This window comes from Aeromonas sp. DNP9, assembly GCF_001728955.1.
GTDB lineage: Bacteria > Pseudomonadota > Gammaproteobacteria > Enterobacterales > Aeromonadaceae > Aeromonas > Aeromonas veronii.
In genome coordinates, this window is sequence record NZ_LYSQ01000013.1 from 18,466 (window position 1) to 39,651 (window position 21,186).

General features: G+C 59.6%; 20 protein-coding genes. 13 read left to right on the forward strand and 7 right to left on the reverse strand.

Features of this window, described 5'->3' with window-relative positions; all coding sequences use genetic code 11:
- From A9G06_RS10345 to A9G06_RS10365, 5 genes are all read right to left on the reverse strand, one after another.
- Complete coding sequence (locus tag A9G06_RS10345) at window positions 1–972, reverse strand: TAXI family TRAP transporter solute-binding subunit (RefSeq protein ID WP_005339950.1); 972 nt, start codon at window positions 970–972, stop codon at window positions 1–3.
- Between the two features lie 413 nt (window positions 973–1,385).
- Window positions 1,386–3,539: a S9 family peptidase gene (locus A9G06_RS10350; protein WP_069555176.1), complete on the reverse strand. Its 2,154-nt coding sequence runs from the start codon at window positions 3,537–3,539 to the stop codon at window positions 1,386–1,388.
- A 233-nt stretch (window positions 3,540–3,772) separates the two neighbouring features.
- A complete protein-coding gene (locus tag A9G06_RS10355) occupies window positions 3,773–4,204 on the reverse strand; it encodes a DUF411 domain-containing protein (protein WP_069555177.1) in 432 nt (143 codons plus the stop codon).
- Window positions 4,205–4,250: 46 nt separating this feature from the next.
- The gene (locus tag A9G06_RS10360) at window positions 4,251–4,574 is read right to left on the reverse strand and encodes a hypothetical protein (protein ID WP_069555178.1); all 324 of its coding nucleotides are present in this window, start codon (window positions 4,572–4,574) and stop codon (window positions 4,251–4,253) included.
- 88 nt (window positions 4,575–4,662) lie between these two features.
- Window positions 4,663–5,385 (reverse strand): SDR family oxidoreductase, encoded by a 723-nt coding sequence (locus A9G06_RS10365; protein WP_069555179.1) that lies wholly within the window; start codon window positions 5,383–5,385, stop codon window positions 4,663–4,665.
- Window positions 5,386–5,527: 142 nt separating this feature from the next.
- Here A9G06_RS10365 and A9G06_RS10370 point away from each other — a divergent pair, with 142 nt between their 5' ends.
- From A9G06_RS10370 to A9G06_RS10390, 5 genes are all read left to right on the forward strand, one after another.
- The gene (locus A9G06_RS10370) at window positions 5,528–6,370 is read left to right on the forward strand and encodes a LysR family transcriptional regulator (RefSeq protein ID WP_069555180.1); all 843 of its coding nucleotides are present in this window, start codon (window positions 5,528–5,530) and stop codon (window positions 6,368–6,370) included.
- Window positions 6,371–6,471: 101 nt separating this feature from the next.
- Window positions 6,472–7,068 (forward strand): NAD(P)H-dependent oxidoreductase, encoded by a 597-nt coding sequence (locus A9G06_RS10375; RefSeq protein WP_005339958.1) that lies wholly within the window; start codon window positions 6,472–6,474, stop codon window positions 7,066–7,068.
- A gap of 67 nt (window positions 7,069–7,135) precedes the next feature.
- Complete coding sequence (locus A9G06_RS10380) at window positions 7,136–8,992, forward strand: monovalent cation:proton antiporter-2 (CPA2) family protein (RefSeq protein ID WP_069555181.1); 1,857 nt, start codon at window positions 7,136–7,138, stop codon at window positions 8,990–8,992.
- Window positions 8,989–9,375, forward strand: a complete 387-nt coding sequence (locus A9G06_RS10385) for a SirB2 family protein (RefSeq protein WP_069555182.1) — start codon at window positions 8,989–8,991, stop codon at window positions 9,373–9,375. Before A9G06_RS10380 ends, A9G06_RS10385 begins: the two co-directional genes overlap by 4 nt.
- Window positions 9,376–9,662: 287 nt before the next feature.
- Window positions 9,663–10,649 (forward strand): WYL domain-containing protein, encoded by a 987-nt coding sequence (locus A9G06_RS10390; RefSeq protein WP_005339987.1) that lies wholly within the window; start codon window positions 9,663–9,665, stop codon window positions 10,647–10,649.
- Between the two features lie 857 nt (window positions 10,650–11,506).
- Here A9G06_RS10390 and A9G06_RS10395 read toward each other — a convergent pair.
- Together A9G06_RS10395 and rsmD are read right to left on the reverse strand one after the other, a co-directional pair.
- Window positions 11,507–11,818, reverse strand: a complete 312-nt coding sequence (locus A9G06_RS10395) for a DUF1145 domain-containing protein (RefSeq protein WP_005342853.1) — start codon at window positions 11,816–11,818, stop codon at window positions 11,507–11,509.
- Window positions 11,802–12,431 (reverse strand): 16S rRNA (guanine(966)-N(2))-methyltransferase RsmD, encoded by a 630-nt coding sequence (gene rsmD, locus A9G06_RS10400; RefSeq protein WP_005339991.1) that lies wholly within the window; start codon window positions 12,429–12,431, stop codon window positions 11,802–11,804. Before rsmD ends, A9G06_RS10395 begins: the two co-directional genes overlap by 17 nt.
- A 110-nt stretch (window positions 12,432–12,541) precedes the next feature.
- Here rsmD and ftsY point away from each other — a divergent pair, with 110 nt between their 5' ends.
- From ftsY to hutG, 8 genes are all read left to right on the forward strand, one after another.
- Entirely contained in the window at window positions 12,542–14,332 is a 1,791-nt protein-coding gene (gene ftsY, locus A9G06_RS10405; RefSeq protein WP_069555183.1) for a signal recognition particle-docking protein FtsY, read from the forward strand.
- Between the two features lie 89 nt (window positions 14,333–14,421).
- Window positions 14,422–15,090 carry a cell division ATP-binding protein FtsE gene (gene ftsE, locus A9G06_RS10410; protein WP_005339995.1) on the forward strand — a complete coding sequence of 223 codons (669 nt, stop codon included), beginning with the start codon at window positions 14,422–14,424 and terminating at the stop codon, window positions 15,088–15,090.
- Complete coding sequence (gene ftsX, locus A9G06_RS10415) at window positions 15,090–16,043, forward strand: permease-like cell division protein FtsX (RefSeq protein WP_005339996.1); 954 nt, start codon at window positions 15,090–15,092, stop codon at window positions 16,041–16,043. Before ftsE ends, ftsX begins: the two co-directional genes overlap by 1 nt.
- Before the next feature lie 451 nt (window positions 16,044–16,494).
- Complete coding sequence (gene rpoH / locus A9G06_RS10420) at window positions 16,495–17,349, forward strand: RNA polymerase sigma factor RpoH (RefSeq protein WP_005339997.1); 855 nt, start codon at window positions 16,495–16,497, stop codon at window positions 17,347–17,349.
- Between the two features lie 125 nt (window positions 17,350–17,474).
- Window positions 17,475–18,134 carry a carbonate dehydratase gene (gene can, locus A9G06_RS10425; RefSeq protein ID WP_005339998.1) on the forward strand — a complete coding sequence of 220 codons (660 nt, stop codon included), beginning with the start codon at window positions 17,475–17,477 and terminating at the stop codon, window positions 18,132–18,134.
- Between the two features lie 11 nt (window positions 18,135–18,145).
- Entirely contained in the window at window positions 18,146–18,850 is a 705-nt protein-coding gene (gene hutC, locus A9G06_RS10430; RefSeq protein WP_058060001.1) for a histidine utilization repressor, read from the forward strand.
- Between the two features lie 154 nt (window positions 18,851–19,004).
- Window positions 19,005–20,240 carry an imidazolonepropionase gene (gene hutI / locus A9G06_RS10435; protein ID WP_069555184.1) on the forward strand — a complete coding sequence of 412 codons (1,236 nt, stop codon included), beginning with the start codon at window positions 19,005–19,007 and terminating at the stop codon, window positions 20,238–20,240.
- The gene (gene hutG, locus A9G06_RS10440; protein ID WP_069555185.1) at window positions 20,233–21,177 is read left to right on the forward strand and encodes a formimidoylglutamase; all 945 of its coding nucleotides are present in this window, start codon (window positions 20,233–20,235) and stop codon (window positions 21,175–21,177) included. Before hutI ends, hutG begins: the two co-directional genes overlap by 8 nt.
- Window positions 21,178–21,186 lie beyond the last annotated feature (9 nt).

Below are 21,186 nucleotides of genomic sequence, written 5' to 3' on the forward strand. Positions count from 1 at the left end.
TCAGAGCCAGCCGCGCTCTTTGTAGTAGCGGGCAGCCCCTTCATGCAGCGGTGCAGAGAGACCCACCTTGATCATGTCGGCCTCTTTCAGGTCGGCAAAGGCAGGGTGCAGGCGCTTGAAGCGATCCAGATTGTCGAACACCGACTTGACCAGCTGATAGACCACTTCCGGATCGGTTTTGGCGCTGGTGGAGAGCACCGCTTTGCCACCGATGGAGGGGGTCGGCTTGTCGCTGCCCTTGTAGATGCCGCCCGGGATCTCGGCCTTGCTGTAGTAGCTCTTCTCGGCCAGCAGCTTGTCGATGTCGGCGCCGGTCACAGGTACCAGTACTGCATCTGTGGTGGTGGAGGCTTCCTGAATGGCGCCGTTCGGGTGACCGACGAAGTAGCTCATGGCATCGATGTTGTTGTCACCGAGGGCGGAGGCCTGTTCGGCCGGCTTCAGCTCGGAGACCAGACCGAAGTCACCCTTCTTCCAGCCTTTGACCGCCATGATCTCTTCCATGGTGTCACGCTGGCCGGAGCCCGGGTTGCCGATATTGACGCGCTTGCCTTTCAGGTCGTCGAAGCTGGCGATCTTGGCATCGCGGCGAGCCAGGATGGTGAACACCTCGCTCTGCAGGGAGAAGACGGCGCGCATATCGTCCATGGCCCCTTCGGCCTGGAACGGTGGCAGCCCCTTCATCGCCTTGAACTGGTGGTCGGATTGCATGATGCCGAAGTTGAATTCACCGCTGCGGATGCCGTTGACGTTGGCAACACCACCGCCACTGGCCGGGGCGTTGCACTTGATCTGGTGATCGGCGGCGCCGCGATTGAGGAAGCGGCAGATGGACTGGCCAGCGACATAGTAGACGCCGGTCTGACCGCCGGTGCCTATGGTCACGAAGCGCTCCTGCGCTTGTACCGGACCACCGAATGAGACACCGACCAGAGCCGCCGACAGGGCGCATGCCAAAGTTAATCCTTTCATTTTTTCTCCCTTTTCTTTGATTTTGTTTATCCGATTCCCGGATAAATTGATGGCAATCCCGTTCTGCGCCGGGCTTGCCCGCTCTTCTCGTTGCGCGAAAGCGGGGGAGTTGATCACCCCCTTTCCGGCAGTCACCCTCATCCTGTGGTGAGGCTACCGACCTCCTGTCGGTCGAAGATAAATTGGCCCCTGAGGGGCCAAATAAAAAGTTGCAAGCACTCCGATTAAGCACATTCACCCAACATAAATCAAACGAAATGGCAAAATAGCGGAGTTAAATCTTGAGAAACATGACCTCGATCATTCATTTTCTTGCCGAAGATTAATTTGATATGGAGGGAAATGGAAGAGGGAAAAACTACGAGAGGATTCTTATGCGGCCCTTGAATGACAAGGGCCGGGGTCATACTGGATCAGTTGGCCGGGGTGGCCAGATCCAGGATAAAGGCGTACTCCAGCGCGATATCTTCGTAGGCTTTGAAGCGGCCCGACTTGCCACCGTGGCCGGCGTCCATGTCGGTGTTCAGTAACAACTTGTTATCATCCGTCTTCAGCTCGCGCAGCTTGGCGACCCACTTGGCGGGCTCCCAATACTGCACTTGCGAGTCGTGCAGCCCGGTGGTGACCAGCAGGTTGGGATAGGCTTGCGCCTTCACCTGATCGTAGGGGCTGTAGCTCTTCATGTAGTCGTAGTAGCGCTTCTGGTTCGGGTTGCCCCACTCGTCATACTCCCCGGTGGTGAGGGGGATCGACTCGTCCAGCATGGTGGTGACCACATCGACGAACGGCACCTGCGCCACCACGCCGCGATAGAGTTCGGGCGCCTGATTGATGACTGCCCCCATCAGCAGGCCGCCGGCGCTGCCGCCCATGGCGTAGACCTGATCCCTGGCACCGTAGCCTTGCTCCACCAGCGCCTTGGTGACATCGATAAAGTCATTGAAGGTGTTCTGCTTTTTCAGCAGTTTGCCATCTTCGTACCAGTGACGGCCCAGCTCTTCACCACCCCGGATATGGGCGATAGCGTAGACGAAGCCTCTGTCCAGCAGGCTCAGGCGCGAGCTGCTGAAGTCGGGATCCATGCTGGCGCCGTAGGATCCATAGCCATAGACCAGCAGCGGACTCCTGGGCGCATCGGCCTGCTCTTTCTTGAACTTGTCCTTGCGATAGACCAGCGACACCGGCACCGATACGCCGTCGCGGGCGGTCACCCAGAGCCGCTCGCTGGCGTACTGGTCGGCCTTGAAGCCGGCCACCGGCTGCTGCTTGAGCAAGGTGCGCTTGCCGCTCGCCATATCCAGCTCATAGGTGGAGGCGGGGGTGGTCATGGAGGAGTAGCCATAGCGCAGGGCGCTGGTATCCGGCTCTGGGTTGTAGGCGAGCCAGGTGACATAGGCGGGATCGTCGAAGGCGATCTCCTTCTCGTCACCGCTCTGCCAGTTGATCTGGCGCAGTCGGGTCAGCCCCTTGTTGCGCTCTTCCAGCACCAGCCAATCCTTGAACAGGGCGTAGCTCTCCAGCAGCACGTCCGGATTGGGGGCGATCACCGCCTTCCAGCGATCGACCGGGCTCTCCTTGGTCTCGTAGAGGCCGAAGTTCTTGCCGTCCTTGTTGGAACGCACATAGAAGCGACCGCGGTAGTGATCCAGGCTGTATTCGTGATCCACCTGACGGGGCAGGAACAGGCGTGGGGCGTGCTCCGGCTGGTTGGCATCGATCAGCCGCGCTTCGCCTGTGGTGGTGCTGGAGAGGGCGATGACGATGAAATCTTCCGAGGTGGTGGCGTAGAGGCTGACGTAGAAGGAGTCATCCTTCTCCTCGTAAACCAGCTTGTCCGTGGCCGGATCCGTCCCGAGCGTGTGGCGATAGACCTGATAGGGCAGCAGGGTCTGCGGGTGCTTGCGCACATAGAAGACGGTCTTGTTGTCGTTGGCCCACACCAGATTGCCGGAGGTATTTTCCAGTTTGTCGCTGGCCCACTGGCCGCTCTCCAGATCGAGGAACTGGATCTGGTACTGACGACGGGAGAGGAAATCTTCCGCCACCGCCAGCCAGCGGTTGTTGCGGCTCACCTCAAGGGCGCCGAGGGCATAGAACTCGTGCCCTTCAGCCCGCAGGTTGCTGTCGAGCAGCAGACTCGCCTGCTCTTCACCGAGCTTGGTGCGCGAATAGATCCCGTACTCCTTGCCCGGTTCATAGCGGGTCTGGTAGCGGTAGCCATTTTTCACATAGGGTACCGACTCATCCTGCTGGGGGATGCGGGCCACCATCTCTTTATAGAGTTGTTCGCGCAGGGGCTGGGTCGGCTTGAGCATGGCCTCGGTATAGGCGTTCTCGGCCTCGAGGTATTGCAGTACTTCCGGCGCCTGACGCTGGTCGTCGCGCAGCCAGTAGTAGTTGTCGATGCGGGTATCCCCGTGTTTTTTCAGGGTGCGGGGATGTTTGGCGGCCACGGGCGGCTGGATTGGATTTTCGCTTGTCAGCATGACGGGCTCTTCATTGGCATAAGTGGGGGGGAGAACTGTCAGAAAGGCTAGCAGCAGAACTCCTCGGGAAAAGGTAAACATGTCGCATCCTTGGCGCTGGAAAGGGTTGGTAGACCTGAGCATCGGCTCCATGAATTGGCATTAAATCTGCCCCTTGTTGCCGGTGGTTGCAAGCAATCCCTTGTTATTGCAGGAAATGTAATCAAAAAAGCCGCTATCTCGCGATAGCGGCCCTCTTTCTGGCCATGAGCGGCAAGAGTCCGCTCAGGTGTGCCTCACATGATATGGGAGTGCCCTCTCATGACCAGTTTTCGTCAGCCGGGGTAGCTCGACCAGCGGTTGGTCGCGCCCTCGTTGCTGATACTCAGTACCTCATAGGGATGGCCCGGAATATCCATGCCCGGCGCACTCTGGGGCATGCCCGGAATGGTCAGGCCACGGATCGCCGGTTTTTCCCTGAGCAGCTTCTGCACATCGGCGGCGGGTACATGCCCCTCGATCACATAGCCATTTACGATACCGGTATGGCAAGAGGCCAGTTCCGGCGCGATACCGTATTGTTGCTTCACTGCGCCGAGCTGTTCGGTTTCGATGACCTCCAGTTCGAAGCCATTCTGCTCCATGTGCTCGTTCCAGCTTTGGCAGCAGCCACAATATTTGGATTTGTAGACGGTCATCTTCTCGGCCGCGAGGGCAGAAAAGCTGACGGTACCGGCCAACATGGCCAGTAACAGGGATTTGTACATCACTCACCTCAGATTGAAAGAAAAGATGCCCGATACGGGATGAGTTTCAGATCCGGGTGCGTGGGGGACGTTCGAACCGCTCGCACGGGGCGTCCGGCATAAAGAGAGAGGGGGAGGCGAAGTCGGGGGTATCCGGTTCCAGTACGGCGACCGTCAGGCTGTCGCTGCCTACCAGCGTCATCGAGAGGGCGGTGGTAAAGCTGCCGCAGGGCATCGCTTTTTCCAGGGTGCGCTCGCTCTGGCTGCAGTGGGTAGTCAGGGTACAGAGGTCGGTTGCGGCCCGGCTGCCAAACGACATCAACACCAGAACCAGACTCCACAAGGGGAGCCAGCGACGGGCGTGATCGAGTTGGCGACGGGTGAGAACCATGGAATGACTCGGAAAAAACAAGGGGCACATGGTAACCCTGTGCCCCGGGGGAGGGTCAAGCCCTCCCCATGGTGTCAGTCAGCCAGGATTAAGGTTGCTGACGGGTCGCCGCCAGCACGATCTCGCGCACGCAGACGTTGGCAGGCTGGTTCCAGGCGTAGAGCACGGCATCGGCGATCACTTCCGGCGCAATGACGCCACCCATCTGATCTTTCCAGTCGTGGTAACCGGCCTTGATGCTCTCGTCAGTGGTATGGCTGAGCAGCTCGGTCTCGACCGCACCCGGGGCGATGGTCACCATCCGCACGCCGACATCGGCCACCTCTTCCCGGATGTTCTCGGTCAGGGCGTGCACGGCGAACTTGGTGGCGCAGTAGGCAGCATGGTTCGGGAAGGTCTTGCGACCGGCAATGGAGCTGATGTTGATGATGGTGCCGCTGCGGCGCTCCTTCATGCCTGCCAGCACTGCGTGGACGCCGTTCAGCACCCCCATCACGTTGATGTTGAGCATCTGCTGCCACTCGGTGGGATCCTGCACATCGGCCTGACCCAGCAGCATGACACCGGCGTTGTTGACCATGCAGCCGACCGGGCCAAATTTGGCTTCTGCCTGCTGGACGGCGGCCTTCATGGCAGCGGTGTCGGTTACATCGACCCCGATGCAGAGGGTATCGGGCAGGTTCAGTGCCTGCATCGGCTCGACCCGGCGGGCCAGCAGTAGCAGCGGATGACCGGCGGCAGAGAAGGCACGGGCGATGGCGGCACCGATCCCGGCGGAGGCACCGGTGATCACGACGAGAGATTTGGACATGGGTCTTTCCTTCTGATTCAAGAGTCGGTTTGAGCAAACAGGTGGCTGGCCAGCACGGAACCCAATCACTATAGTCACTGCATCTATAAGTGATAAATATTGTTTTCCGCTGGTTATCATCTGAAAAAACTATGGTTGGTTTATGCTGGACTTGAGATTGCTGCGTTTCTTCATTGCCATCTATGAAGAGAAGAACATCACGGCGGCGGCCGAGCGCTGCCACGTCAGCCAGCCCTCCCTCTCGGCGGGGCTGCGCCAGCTGGAAGAGGCGCTCGGTGACAGCCTGTTTGTCCGGGGCAAAAAGGGGGTGGTGGCGAAAGATCCGGCCCACTATCTCTATCCTCACGCGGTCAAGCTGGTGGAGGAGGCGCGCCGTTTGCCAGAGCTGTTTCGCCAGAAAGCGACGCGTGCGAGGCTCAATATCGCCATCATGCCGGACTTGAGTCGCCGCCGGGTGGCCGGGCTGCTGCAGCAAGTACAGCGTGTGTTGCCGCAGCTGGATCTCACCCTCTCCGATTACGGCACGCCAGCCGACTGCCGCTTGACGCTGGATGCCTTGCGCCGGGAGGACGAGATCTTTCTGCCGCTCTGGGAGGAGGATTACGTGCTCTGCGTGCCGGTCGACCATCCCCTTGCCAGTCGCGAAAGGATCGAGCTGGCCGAGCTGCAACATTATGATTTTATTGAGTGCCCGCCCTGCGAAGCCCATCAGCAGACTATCGGCCTGCTGGCCTGTGACCGGCTTACCCTCAATCTGGTGGCCAAGGCCGAGAGCAAGGGGTTGGTGATGGCGCTGGTGCTGGCGGGAGTCGGCATCAGTTTTCTGCCGGACGGGCTGGTGGAAGATGAGGCGGGTCTCTGTACCCTGCCGGTGAGCGGGCCGCGGATGTTTCGCCGGATTGGGCTCTGCTATCCCGCCCACCAGACCCTCAATCCGGCGCTGCGGGAGCTGATCCCCGAGTTGGCAGGCTATGGCGCTTCCTGATAAGGTCGCTCTCCTGTGCACCTTTACGATGCAGCTCCCCAGACTCCCCTTTTCTGTTTACCTCGCCTTGCACCGCAAGGCTTTGTTCGGGTGATGTGGTCATGAAACGCATTCTGGTTATTTTTTCCCATCCCGCGCTGCAGAGCTCGCGGGCCAACAAGCAGCTGTTGCAGGCGATTGAGGGGCTGGAGGGGGTCACGGTTCACGACCTCTACCAGCACTATCCCGACATGTTCATCGATGTGAAGCGGGAGCAGGCGCTGCTCTGTGAGCATGACATCATCGTCTTTCAGCACCCGTTTTACTGGTACTCCTGCCCGGCCATCATGAAAGAGTGGATGGATCTGGTGCTGGAGTATGGCTACGCCTACGGCCCCGAAGCCCACGCCCTCAAGGGCAAGCAGTGGCTGAGCGCCATCACCACCGGCGGGGCGCCGGAGTCCTACTGTAGCGAGGGTTACAACAGCCGACCGCTGCTCGATTTTCTGCTGCCATTTCAGCAGGCTGCCACCTTGTGCGGCATGAACTGGCTGCCCCCTTTCGTGTTGCACTCCTTTCACAAGATCAAGGATCCCGCTGCCCTGCGCCGCTGTGGACAGGATTACCGCCAGCTGCTCTGTGCCCTGCGTGACGATCAGCTGACCCCGGAGCAGCTGGCCGGGCGCCCTTATCTGCGCGACTTGCTGGAGGTGCTCTGATGACACATGGGCAGCTTGTTGGCCGAGCTTATGAGCCGGACCAGACGTTCACACGGAGGGCTGACTGATGGGCCACGGTATCCTGTTTGATGCCTTTATCTATCTCTCTGCCGCCGTTATCGCGGTGCCGCTGGCCAAGCGCTGGGGGCTGGGCTCGGTGCTCGGCTACCTGCTGGCGGGGATCATCATAGGCCCCTTTCTGCTGGGGCTGGTGGGGGAGCAGAAGGATGTGATGCACTTCGCCGAGTTTGGCGTGGTGCTGATGCTGTTTCTGGTCGGGCTGGAGCTCAGACCGGCGCTGCTGTGGCAGCTGAAGGGGCCGATCCTCGGCACCGGCGGCCTGCAGGTGCTGCTCACTACGGCGGCACTGACCGGCGTGGCGCACCTGATCGGTCTGCCGCTGCAACAGGGGCTGGCCATCGGCCTCATTCTGGCGCTCTCCTCCACCGCCATCGTTCTGCAGAGCCTGCAGGAGCGTAAATTGATGCAGAGCGAGAGCGGTCGCTCCGCCTTTGCGGTGCTGCTGTTTCAGGATATTGCGGTCATTCCGATCCTGGCGCTGCTACCGCTGCTGGCCATGGCACCGGTCGCCAGCAATGGCGGCTCCGAGCTGGCAGGCTGGCAGCATGGTCTGCTGGTAGTCGCGGCGATCTCCGGCATTGTGCTGGGTGGCCACTACCTGATGCGGCCGGTGTTTCGTGCCATCGCCCAGTCCCATATGCGGGAGATCTTCGTCGCCGCAGCCCTGCTGCTGGTGATCGCCATCGCGGTGCTGATGGAGTCGGTGGGGCTTTCGCCCGCACTCGGCTCTTTCCTCGCCGGTGTGGTGCTGGCCGACAGCGAATATCGCCACGAGCTGGAGGCAGACATTGAGCCGTTCAAGGGCTTGCTGCTCGGCCTGTTCTTTATGTCGGTGGGGGCGGGGATCGACTTCGGGCTGTTTGCCGAACACCCCTTCCTGATACCCACTCTGGTGGTTGGCCTGATGGTGCTTAAATGGCTGGTGTTGATGGCACTCGGCTTCATCATCCGCATCTCGCCGAGCCAGCGTTGGACCTTCGCGCTGGCGCTTGCACAGGGCGGTGAGTTTGCCTTCGTGCTCTTCTCGTTTGCCGCCCAGAACCGGGTGCTGCCCGGTGAGACCATCTCGCTGCTGACGCTGGTGGTGGCGCTCTCCATGGCGCTCACCCCACTGCTGCTGATCCTCAACGATCGGGTGATCCAGCCCTGGTTCGATTACCGTAACCAGAGCGACGCGCCGCAGCATGAGCAACCTGAGTTGGTGGAGCATCCGGTGATCATCGCAGGCTTCGGCCGCTTCGGTCAGATCGTGGGGCGTCTGCTGCACGGCCACGGCATCGGTACCACCATCCTCGAGCAGGATGCCAGTCAGATAGAGACCCTGCGCAAGTATGGCTATCAGGTCTTCTATGGCGATGCCAGCCGGATCGATCTGCTCCATGCCGCAGGGGCGCACAAGGCGAAGCTGCTGGTGCTCTCCATCAACGATCCGGCTACCTCGCTGGCGGTTATCGAGATGGTGCAGAAGCACTTCCCGCACCTGAAGATCCTGGCGCGAGCGCTGGATCGACCCCATGCCCACGAGATCCTGCGCCACGGGGTCGAGTGCGTGCATCGGGAAACCCTGGGCTCGGCGGTCGATCTGGGGGTGGAAGCCCTGGCCCAGCTCGGTTTTCGGGCCAACCAGGCCTGGCGGGCGGGGCAGACCTTCAAACAGCACGATAACTGGCTGTTGCGCGAGCAGGTCAACTATCTGGACGACGAACACACTTATATCAACAAGAGCCTGCAATACCGGGAGATCCTCTCCGATCTGTTGCAAGACGACGAGGAGGGGCAGGAGCGTATCCATGCCCACAACTGGAACAGCGGGCTACCCGACGACGACAAGGAAGCAAAATGATTGCCTATTACCCCATGTTCAAACACCTGCATATGACGCTGGCGCTGGTCAGTCTGCTGCTCTTTATCTATCGCTGGAGTCTGGCGCTGGCCGGCAGCGATCGGTTGCAGCAGAAGTGGCTGAAGATCCTGCCTCATATCAATGACACCTTCCTGCTGCTGTTTGGTGTGTTGCTGGCGGTGGCCTTGCAGTTGAGCCCGGGTCAACAACCCTGGTTGATGGCCAAGCTGATTGCACTGGTACTCTATATCGGTCTGGGTGTCATGGCGCTCAAGCGCCCGGCCCGCGGTCAGAAGCTGGTGGCCGGTGTGGCAGCGCTGGCGGTGTTTTGCTACATGGTCGGTGCGGCCATCACCAAGTCAGCCTGGTCGTGGTTGATGTGAGCAAAAGGGGAGAGTCATGCTCTCCCCTGAAATCATATTCTGAGATGAATTAATTAATCAGAGTTTTATGCTGGCAATAAATCGCAACATAGAACTTTCATTTGAGGGATTTTTGGCTAATTTTAGCCTCTAGCGGCTCCTTTTTTGAGTGCATTGTCTTTATAAATCAATAGCTTAGTGTGTTTTGTATGAAAATGGCGACAGTTGTCGCAGCAAAACTTGCGACATAGACTGTCGCAAGTCACGACTAGCATACAGTCAACGCTAAACCAGTGAAGGCAAGCACCATGAGCAAGAAGCTGTTACGACAACTGACCTTGGCGCGTTGCATCCCGCACCGCCCTTACAAGCTGACCGCCAGCCAACTCCAGGTAAAACTGGAAGAGGAAGGCATCCACGTCAGTCTGCGTACCGTGCAACGGGACCTGGAGGAGATGTCCGGCATGGGACTGTTCGACCTCACCTCGGACGAGCGCAGCAAACCCCATGGCTGGTGCTTCGAGCGCCACGGCCTCAACGACTTTGCCAATATCATGCCGCTCTCGCTGGCGGTGGCCCTGAAAACCTGGAGTGATCAGGCTAGCCAACTGTTGCCGGCGAGTGTACTGACCGAATTGAACCCGCTGGTCGACAAGGCGAGCCAGGTTATCCGTGACAGCCAGAGTGAACTGGCCGAGCGCTGGCTGGAGAGTGTCCACCAGTCACCGCGTCCGTTTGCCGGCAACCCGGAGATCCGCCGCAGCACCCTGATCCGCGATGCGCTCTGGCGTGGTCGCAAGTTCAGTGCCGAGATCCAGCGCGTGATCAAAGAGCGCACCGTATGGCTCTGCTACGACCGTATCAACCCGCTCGGCATTCTCAATCAGCCGGACGGCCCGATCCTGCTCTGCACCCTCTCCGAGCTGGATCCCAAGGTGTACGGCATCCCGTTTGACCATATCAAGAACGTGGAGCTGACCAACTTCAGCGCCACCCAGCCGAAGGATTTCAATATCCAGAAGCTGATCCGCGATCAGGGCTATCAGGATGTGAGCGGCCCGATCCGCTTCGTCGGCCGGATCGATGCCAACAGCCAGTCGCTGGTGGATAACCAGATCCCCGGCAACAATCCGCGCATGACCCGCTATGACAAGCGCAGCGTGGTGGTGGAGACTGAAGTGCAGGACACCCCGGAGTTTCGCAGCTGGTTGAACAACATCGGCGGTGAACTGGAGGTGCTGGCACCGGAATCGCTGCGCAAGGCCTATCTCAATCCGGCCAACCGCTTGAGCTGATTAAAAAATTGGAATGTTGAAGAGTCGAGCCTGGTCTCGGCTCTTTTTTTTTTGCGGTTTTTTTAAGCATATTTATTCAACTAATTTTTAAGTCTTAACGTCAGGATTGAACCGTTTTCCTGCCCCGTTTTTGGGGGCGAAACCCGTGTAAGAGATCTGCCATAGCGACTGTAAGAGGCTGGCGCTTTGAGCCGTACGCGAAGCCATGCCAGAATGATCGAGCTTTCCTGTGAAACTAAATAAATGACTGATATTAAAGGGTTAGTTTTTAAGTTCGTATTTTTGAATGGGAGCTGCATCGGATCTTTATCATCGGATGGCCCTTGTTCGGGGTGCACATTTCCTTAGTATGGGTCTCACAAGGACGGAGCTGGTCCGGCAGGATGCAGGGCAGCGCATAAAGATGGAATAGTCCGCAGGATGTGGACAAGGGACACCTCAGGATGAGTTCGATAATCAGGATGATTATCGTCACGGATGAATAAAGGAACACCGCGGGATGCGGCAGGACACTCTCGGGATGGGAGCAGAACGAACGGAACATCGTTCTTCAGGATGAACAGGACCTCGCCGGATGCGAGAGGAATACTTCAGGATGAAGCGAGATAACCCGGATGGTTATCTGTCAGGAAGACGCAAGGAACCCCACAGGACGTGGTAATGGACACCTCCAGGATGGAGACAGGGAAGCAGTTCAGGATGAATTGCCAGGCCAGGAACGCCGCAGGACACGCCAACGGATTGGAAAGGGGATATTCCAAAGGATTAGGATAACGTCAGGGATTGCAGGGAGCATTGCAGTTCTACGGACAGAACGACACGACTCTAGGGGACGGCTACCGCCGTCCCCTTTTCTTTTATGGTTTGTCCGAGAGATTGCCGCGCTGGGCGGCGTTGACGATCTCTTGCAGGCGCTGACGAATGTCGACCATGCCAAACACGCCAAAGATCAGCACAGTGACAAATTCGGCCTTGGTGACAGCGAAGTAGCGTTTGCATGCCGCCTTGATCATGCTGGCCTGCAGCCAGTGCAGCAGGGCGACGATCACGCCGCAGACCGGCAGAAAGCCGTTGAGTTTGCCGGGCAGCGGGGCAATCAGGCTCACCAGCACGCCAAACCAGAAGAACAGTATCAGCCCCATCGCCAACAGATTAAAGACTCGCTTCATTGTTTACCTCCCTTAGATAGAGTTGGTAGCAGACCTGACCTGCTTGTTTGTCCTTGAGCAACTGCCAGCTGGCAGGTAGCGCCAGATCGGCCATCTCTTTTTCCCGCTCCAGATAGATCAGGGCATCCGGTGCCAGCCAGCCGCGCTGCTCCAGCAGTTCGCACACTTGCGGCAGCAGCTCACGGCGAAACGGCGGATCGAGGAACACCAGATCAAACGGCGTGGCCGGGCCTTGCAGCCAGCTCACTGCATCTGACTGGATCACCTGACCCTGACTGCTGCCGAGGGCAGTCAGGTTCTTCTTGATCTGGTCGGCGGCTCCTTTGTCCATCTCAATCAGGGTCACCTGTTCGGCATAGCGCGACAGCGCCTCCAGTCCGAGTCCGCCGCTACCGGCAAACAGATCCAGGCAGCGGGTGCCACGAATGTGGGGGGCCAGCCAGTTGAAGATGGTCTCCTTGACGCGATCCGTGGTGGGTCTGAGCCCCTCCACATCCTTGACCGGCAATTTGCGGCCTCGCCACTGGCCGCTGATGATTCTTACAAAGCCCGATTTTCCTTGCGGGGCAGGGCTTTTGCTCGGGTTGCTACGGCTGGATTTCACTCTGGGCATCGCGTTTCATCGTCAGAAAATAAAGTGGTAGTATAAGGCGGTTCATTTTTATGCCGACCCGCCAAGGGACGGCTATCTTAGCAGTCAGCCTTTGATGTGAGTATTTTTAGATGGCAAAAGGTTTGTTTTCCTGGCTGGGTTTCGGCCGCAAGAAAGAAGAGGCTGAGGCTGTCCAACCACAGACACCCCAAGCCACCCCCGTTACCGTTGAGCCCGAGGTCACTGCTACCCCCGCTCCCGTTTCCGATATAACTGTTTCTGATAGTACGCCGGCTGTTGCCCCCGAAGTGCCTGCCAGCGCACAGAATCCCGTTTTGCAAGATGATTGCTGCCTGCCGACCGAGCTGGACGATCACGGCCCGCTGGTGGTGGAGGAGTGCGCTTCCGATTTGGAGCCGGTGATCGTCAACGAAGCGCTGATCGCCGAAGAGGAGCGTGCCGCTGAAGCCGCTCGCACTGCCGCAGAAGCACAAGCTGCTGAAACGGCTCGTATTGCCGCTGAGGCTCGGGCTGCAGAAGAGGCACATATCGCTGCCGAGGCTCGCGCCGTAGAAGAGGCCCGCATCGCCGCCGAAGCCCGCGCTGCGGAAGAGGCTCGTATCGCTGCCGAGGCTCGCGCCGCAGAAGAGGCTCGTATCGCTGCCGAAGCTCGTGCTGCAGAAGAGGCTCGCATTGCTGCCGAAGCCCGTGCTGCGGAAGAGGCTCGCATTGCTGCCGAAGCCCGTGCTGCGGAAGAGGCCCGCATCGCTGCAGAAGCCCGTGCCGCGGAAGAGGCTCGCATTGCCGCCGAAGCCCGCGCTGCGGAAGAGGCTCGCATTGCCGCCGAAGCTCAGGCTGCGGAAGAAGCCCGTATCGCCAAAGAGGCCCAGCGAGCGGAAGATATGCGCCTGGTCGCCGCGATGGAGGCTGAGGCCGCTGCACTGGCTGCTCTGCCGCTTGCCGCCAAGGTGGACGACGACACCCAGGACAAACCGCAGCGGGAGGGCTTCTTTGCTCGCCTCAAGCGCAGTCTGGTGCGCACCAAGGAGAATATCGGCTCCGGTTTCTTCGGCCTGTTTCGTGGCAAGAAGATCGACGACGAGCTGTTTGAAGAGCTGGAAACCCAGTTGCTGACCGCCGATCTCGGCGTCGACACCACCACCCGCATCATCGAGGGGTTGGTGCAGCACGCGGATCGCAAGCAGCTCAAGGATGCCGAGGCGCTCTACGGCCTGCTCAAGCAGGACATGGGCGAGATGCTGGCCAAGGTCGAGCAGCCGCTGGTGATCGACACCAGCAAGAAGCCTTATGTGATCCTGATGGTCGGCGTAAACGGCGTCGGCAAGACCACCACCATCGGCAAGCTGGCCAAGCAGTTCCAGGCTGAAGGCAAGAGCGTGATGCTGGCGGCGGGTGACACCTTCCGTGCCGCAGCGGTCGAACAGCTGCAGGTTTGGGGTCAGCGCAACAACATTCCGGTGATTGCCCAGCATACCGGTGCCGACTCCGCTTCCGTCATTTATGACGCCATCGAGGCCGCCCGCTCCCGCGGGGCTGATGTGCTGATCGCCGACACCGCCGGTCGCCTGCAGAACAAGAGCAACCTGATGGAAGAGCTCAAGAAGGTGGTGCGGGTGATGAAAAAGCTGGATGAAGAGGCGCCCCACGAGATCATGCTGACGCTGGACGCCGGCACCGGCCAGAATGCCCTGAGCCAGGCCAAGCTGTTCAGCGAGGCGGTTGGCCTGACCGGCATCACCCTCACCAAGCTGGATGGCACGGCCAAGGGCGGCGTCATCTTCGCGGTGGCCGACAAGTTCCAGATCCCGATCCGCTATATCGGGGTGGGCGAGGGGATCGACGATCTGCGTCCCTTCGTTGCCAACGACTTCATCGAGGCGCTCTTTAGCCGCGATGAATAAGTCCGGCCGTGATGAGTCAGCTCAGCCGTGATGAGTAAGTGTTCCATGCCCCGACTCTGGTCGGGGTTTGTCAATTTCAGGGAACCGTTATGATTCGTTTTGACAAGGTCAGCAAGGTATACAGCGGCGGCCATCAGGCGCTGCAAAAGGTCAGCTTTCACCTGCGCAAGGGAGAGATGGCCTTTCTGACCGGGCACTCGGGGGCGGGCAAGAGTACCCTCCTCAAACTGATAAGCGTGATGGAGCGTCCGACCGATGGGCGCGTCTTCTTCCATGGCGATGATGTCAGTCATATCCAGCGCAGCCAGATCCCCTATGTGCGCCGTCAGATCGGGATGATCTTTCAGGATCACCGCCTGCTGATGGACCGTACCGTGTTCGACAACGTGGCGCTGCCGCTGGTGATCGATGGTTACAGCCATGCGGACATCAACAAGCGGGTGGCGGCGGCACTGGACAAGGTGGGGTTGCTCGGCAAGGAGCGCTACCAGCCGCGGATGCTCTCCGGTGGTGAGCAACAGCGGGTCGGCATCGCCCGTGCCATCGTCAACAAACCGCCGCTGCTGCTGGCGGATGAACCGACCGGCAACCTGGACCCCCAGCTCTCCATGGACATCATGCGGCTATTTCAGGAGTTCAACAATTTTGGGGTCTCGGTACTGATTGCCACCCACGATCTGGGGCTGATCGCCCGCATGCGCTATCGCACCCTGACCCTCAAGGCGGGCCGCATGTATTCGGCCGGGGAGGAGCTCTGATGGCTATCGTTCGTCATAAACAACCGCCGCTTCGCCGTCTGATGATGTACGGGGTTGACCATGTGCGGCAGGCGTTTGCCAGTCTCGGGGAGTTGTGGCGCAATCCGCTCGCCTCCCTGATGACGCTGGCGGTGCTTGGCGTCAGTCTGGCGCTGCCCTCCTGTTTCCACGTGCTGCTGAAAAACGCCGAGGTGGTGGAGGGGAGCTGGCAGAGCAGTTCCCAGATCTCTCTTTACCTGCGCAAGGATCTGCCGGAGCAGAGCATTCTCGATCTGCAGCACAGGATCCTGCTCTATCCCGAGGTGGATTCGGTCACCTACCTGAGCCGAGACGATGCGTTGCGGGAGTTTCGCGAGATCTCCGGCTTCGGCGATGCGCTCGATTATCTGGACAGCAACCCGTTGCCGCCTGTGCTGAGCGTCATTCCGGATCCACGCTGGCAGAACCCGGAAGGGGCCGCCGAGCTGCTCAGCAAACTCAATAACGAGGTGGGGGTCGAACAGGGCAAGCTGGATCTGCAGTGGCTGACCCGGCTGCAGGGGATCATGAACCTGCTGCGCCACACCATTACCGGTATCGCGGTGCTGCTGCTCTCCGCCGTGTTGCTGATCGTCGGAAATACCCTGCGTCTCAATATCCTCAACCAGCGTTCCGAGATTGAAGTGCTCAAGCTGGTGGGGGCGACCGACTCCTTCATTCATCGCCCTTTCCTTTATACCGGTATCTGGTTCGGGGTGATCGGCGGCATGCTGGCCTGGTGGCTGACTGAAGTGATGGTGATCTGGAGCGAAGGGGTGGTGAAGGAGCTGGCGGGCTTGTATAACAGTAACTTCCGGCTGGTTGGCATGGGGGCGGTAGACGGCATCAATCTGATCTTGCTGGGCGCCCTGCTGGGGCTGATTGCCTCCTGGTTCTCGGTCCATCGCCACATTCGCGACATCGAACCATCCTGATTACTTTGTCATCAAAGTAAATCGCTGGATTTTGAGAGGCGGATCAAGTAAAAGAGGGGCCGTTTCTGGCTTGGCCCCCATAGTCAGAGTATTCTGAATAACAATGATCTTCCGGATCTTCGCTAGATCCAGTGAACCTTCTGATTTATAAGCAGTCTATTAAAGCTGAAGCATTTATACGGGTGTGGCCCCTCTGCCTTGCTCGTCAGACTTGGCAAGCATGTGAAGGTTGCGAGCTCCGCAACAATGGACTTAGCATGCTACTTTTCGGGGGTCCTTCATTGTGACCCCCTTTTTTTGACTGTTCATTCATGATTCATCCTGCAGGCTTAAGATAAGCCGGTCTAAAACTGGGCATGTTCTTTGATACACGCCGCAGAATGGCATCCGGTCAGTAGACAGACCCTCTCAGGGTGTTAGACTGATTCGATTGAAAAGTAAGAGGTAACAGATGGGAACTTCATTGCAGCGCACTATGGCTCTGATTCCGCAAGGTAGTCTGGAAGGCTATATCCAGGCAGTAAACTCTATTCCTGTGCTGAGCGCAGAGGAAGAGCGTGAACTGGCTGAGCGTTTGCAGCAGGATGGCGATCTCGAGGCTGCCCGTCAGCTGGTTATGTCGCACCTGCGCTTTGTCGTTCATGTCGCCAAGAGTTATGCCGGTTACGGCCTGCCTCAGGCCGATCTGGTTCAGGAAGGCAACATCGGCCTGATGAAGGCGGTCAAGCGCTTCGACCCGACGGTCGGCGTGCGTCTGGTCTCCTTTGCCGTGCACTGGATCAAGGCCGAAATCCACGAATATGTCCTGCGCAACTGGCGCATGGTCAAGGTGGCGACCACCAAGGCCCAGCGCAAGCTCTTCTTCAACCTGCGCAAATCCAAAAAACGTCTGGGCTGGCTGAACCACGAAGAGGTTCAGGCCGTGGCGGCCGATCTCGGCGTTTCTGCCGCTGACGTGACCGAGATGGAAGCGCGGATGGCCAACTACGATCAGGCGTTCGATCTGGTGGGTGACGATGAAGAAGAGGGCGGTTTCGCTCCGGTTCACTATCTGGAGGATAAATCCTCCGATCTGGCCGCGACCATCGAGAATGACAACTGGGACGATCACGCGACCCGTCGCCTGAGCTCGGCCCTCGCCACCCTGGATGAGCGCAGCCAACACATCATCCGCGCCCGCTGGCTCGATGATGACAGCAAGACCACTCTGCAGGAGCTGGCCGATACCTACGGCGTCTCTGCCGAGCGTGTGCGTCAGCTTGAGAAAAACGCACTCAAGAAGCTGAAAGATGCCATGGAAGCCTGATGCTTCCTCTCATAAAAACAGGGCCTGATGGCCCTGTTTTTGTTTCACAGGGATCTGGTCGGCCTTGCTTTGGTTACCCTTGAGTGTGTTATGTTGCCGCCACTGCCACATTAGGGAGAGCAGAAGTGAAACTGTTGAACGACCTGTTTACCAACAACCGTGAGTGGGCCGAACGGATCAAGGCCGAAGATCCCGCCTTCTTTGCCACTCTTTCTGCCCAGCAGGCCCCCGAATACCTCTGGATCGGTTGTTCCGACAGCCGGGTCCCCGCCAACCAGCTGATGGGGTTGCTGCCGGGGGATGTCTTCGTCCACCGCAACGTCGCCAATCTGGTGGTACATACCGATTTCAACTGCCTCTCCGTGCTGCAATACGCGGTGGAAGTGCTCAAGGTGAAGCACATCATCGTCTGCGGTCACTACGGTTGCGGTGGCGTCAAGGCCGCGATGCAGAACCAGGAGTTGGGGCTCATCGACAACTGGCTGCGCAACATCAAGGATGTCTACTTCAAATACGGTGAAGAGCTCGAGGCTATCGAGGATGAGCATGAGCGCTTCGACTACCTGTGCGAGCTGAACGTGGCCGAACAGGTCGCCAACGTCTGCCACACCACCATCATCCAGAACGCCTGGCGCAAGGGGCAGGAGCTGGCCGTTCACGGCTGGATCTACGGGATCAAGGATGGCTTGCTGCACGATCTTGATCTCTGCATCAGCGGCCCGGATCAGATCCCCGATGTCTATCGCGCCTGGCCGGACATGCGTCCGCCCCACCGTCGGCGCTAGGGAGCTTCATGGTGGCGCCAGCCCTCTATCTGCAGATCAAGCAGCACATTCTGGACGGGATCCGCGAACGCCACTATCAGGCGGGGGACAGGATCCCGACCGAAGCGGCCCTGTGCGAGCAGTTCACCGTGAGCCGGATGACGGTCAACCGGGCGCTGCGGGAACTGGTGGCGGAAGGGTGGCTGGTGCGTACCGCCGGTTCCGGTAGCTTCGTGGCGGACAGGCGTACCGAATCGCCGCTGCTGGCTATTCGCAATATTGCCGACGAGATCGCCGAGCGTGGCGGCGAGTACAGCGCCCGGGTGATCCGGCTGCAGCGACTGGCCGCCGACGAGAAGGTGGCGGTACAGCTGGGACTGCGGGTTGGCGCCCCCATCTTTCACAGCCTGATCGTCCATCAGGCCGATGGGGAGCCGTTGCAGCTGGAGGAGCGCTTCGTCGATGCCGAGCGGCTGCCGGGCTATGGTGAGCAGGATTTTACCCAACAGACTCCCAACCGCTATCTGATGGATGTCTGCCCCCTCTCCGAGATGGAGCACGTGGTGGAAGCCGTGTTGCCCAGCGCCGGTGAGGCGGGATTGTTGCAGATCCGCGTGGATTCTCCCTGCCTGTTGTTGCACCGGCGTACCTGGTCGGAGGGGCATCTCGTCTCCTACGCCCGTTTGCTCTCCCCCGGTTCCCGCTACAAGCTCAGCTCCAAGACTCAGCTGGAGTGAATGTATATACAACTCGATTTTGCAAAGCCCACCTCCTGGTGGGCTTTTTTGTGCTTAAACTCTAAGCGTGATGCTGTTATCAGGATGTGAACACCGCTCTTTCTTTCGTCATAGAGATCGACTATAAGAATATGTATATACATTTGAGGTCGCTATGAACAAGGAACTGTTGAACTGCGAGCGTGTCTGGCTCAACGTGACACCCGCCACCCTGAATGATGAGCTGGCCGACTACGGCCTGCTGCCGCTCCACGCCATCGGCGTGAAGGATGGCAAGATCCACGCGCTGGTGCCGATGGCCGAGCTTAAGGGGCCCCATCCTGCTCACTGGCAGGATATGCAGGGCAAGCTGGTCACCCCCGGCCTTATCGATTGCCATACACACCTCATCTTCGCCGGCAGCCGTGCCGAAGAGTTCGAGCTGCGTCAGCAGGGTGTGCCCTATGCCGAGATCGCCCGTCGGGGCGGCGGCATCATCAGCACGGTGCGTGCCACTCGTGCCGCCAGCGAAGAGCAATTGTTCGAGCTGGCGCTGCCGAGGGTGAAATCCCTGATCCGCGAAGGGGTCACCACGGTGGAGATCAAGTCCGGCTATGGCCTGACGCTGGATGACGAACTCAAGATGCTGCGGGTGGCACGTCGACTGGGAGAGGCGTTGCCGATCCGGGTCAAAACCACTCTGCTGGCGGCCCATGCGGTGCCGCCGGAATATCGCGACGATCCCGACAGCTGGGTCGAGACCATCTGTCAGGAGATTATCCCGGCCGCCGCCGAGGCGGGTCTGGCCGATGCGGTAGATGTTTTCTGCGAGCACATCGGCTTCTCGCTGGCCCAGACCGAGCAGGTCTATCTGGCGGCGGATCAATACGGCCTGCCGGTGAAGGGGCATATGGATCAGCTCTCCAATCTCGGTGGCAGCACGCTGGCTGCCAACTTTGGCGCCCTCTCGGTGGATCATCTGGAGTATCTGGATCCGGAAGGGATCCTGGCGCTAGCCCACCGTGGCGTGGTCGCCACCCTGCTGCCCACCGCCTTCTACTTCCTCAAAGAGACCAAGCTGCCCCCTGTTGCAGCCCTGCGCAAGGCGGGGGTGGCGATGGCGGTCTCCTCCGACATCAACCCGGGTACGGCCCCCATTGTCTCGCTGCGGATGGCGATGAACATGGCCTGCACCCTGTTTGGCCTGACCCCGCTGGAGGCCATGGTCGGGGTGACCCGTCACGCCGCCAAAGCGCTCGGCGAGCAGGATCGCCTTGGCCAGCTCAGGGTGGGCATGGCGGCCGATTTCCTGATCTGGCACTGCGCCCATCCGGCCGAGCTGAGCTACATGGTCGGCGTCGATCAGCTGGCAAGCCGTATCTTCAACGGCAAGGAGACCCTCCATGGATAAGTTCAATCCGATCGACATGTCGCTCTGGCAAGGGCGGCAGGATCCGGAAGATGGCGAACTGGCCCTGCGCTGGCACGACAAGGTGCTGCCCTGGACCGCCGGAGCACAAGACTCTGCCGGTGTAGTACTGCTTGGTTTTGCCTGCGATGAAGGGGTTCGCCGCAACAAGGGGCGTGTCGGTGCCGCCGGTGCGCCGCAAGCGGTGCGCAAGTTGCTGGCCAACACTGCCTGGCATCTGAATCGACCCGTCTACGATGGTGGGGATGTGAGTTGCCCCGACGGCGATCTCGACGCCGCCCACGGTCGTCTGGCCGAGCGGGTTGCCGCAGCACTCGATCTGGGCCACTTTCCGCTGGTGCTGGGGGGCGGTCACGAGGTGGCCTTCGGCAGCTGGAGCGGCCTCAACTTGCATCTGGCGGGTCAGGGGCGAGTCGGCATTATCAATTTTGACGCCCACTTCGACCTGCGCATGAAGCTGGAATTGGCAAGCTCCGGCACCCCCTTCTTCCAGATCGCCGAGCAGTGCGCCGCTCAGGGCACGCCGTTTCACTACGCCTGCCTAGGGGTGGCTGAGACAGCCAATACCCAGGCGCTGTTTGCACGGGCCGACGAGTTGGGGGTCTGGTATGTGAAAGATGAAGCCATGAGCGAGCGTGCTCTGCCCACCTTGCTAAGCGGACTGGATGCCTTTATCGCCGATTGTGATCACCTCTATCTCACCATCGATCTCGACGTGTTGCCGGCGGCCGTGATGCCGGGAGTTAGCGCTCCCGCCGCCCGCGGCGTGGAGCTGGCGGTGATCGAACCGCTCATGGCCCATATCCGGGCCAGCGGCAAGCTCAGGCTTGCCGATCTGGCCGAGTACAACCCGACGCTGGATCAGGACAACCGCAGTGCCCGCGTGGCCGCGCGACTGATTCATCTGTTGACCCGTTAACCCTTTGGC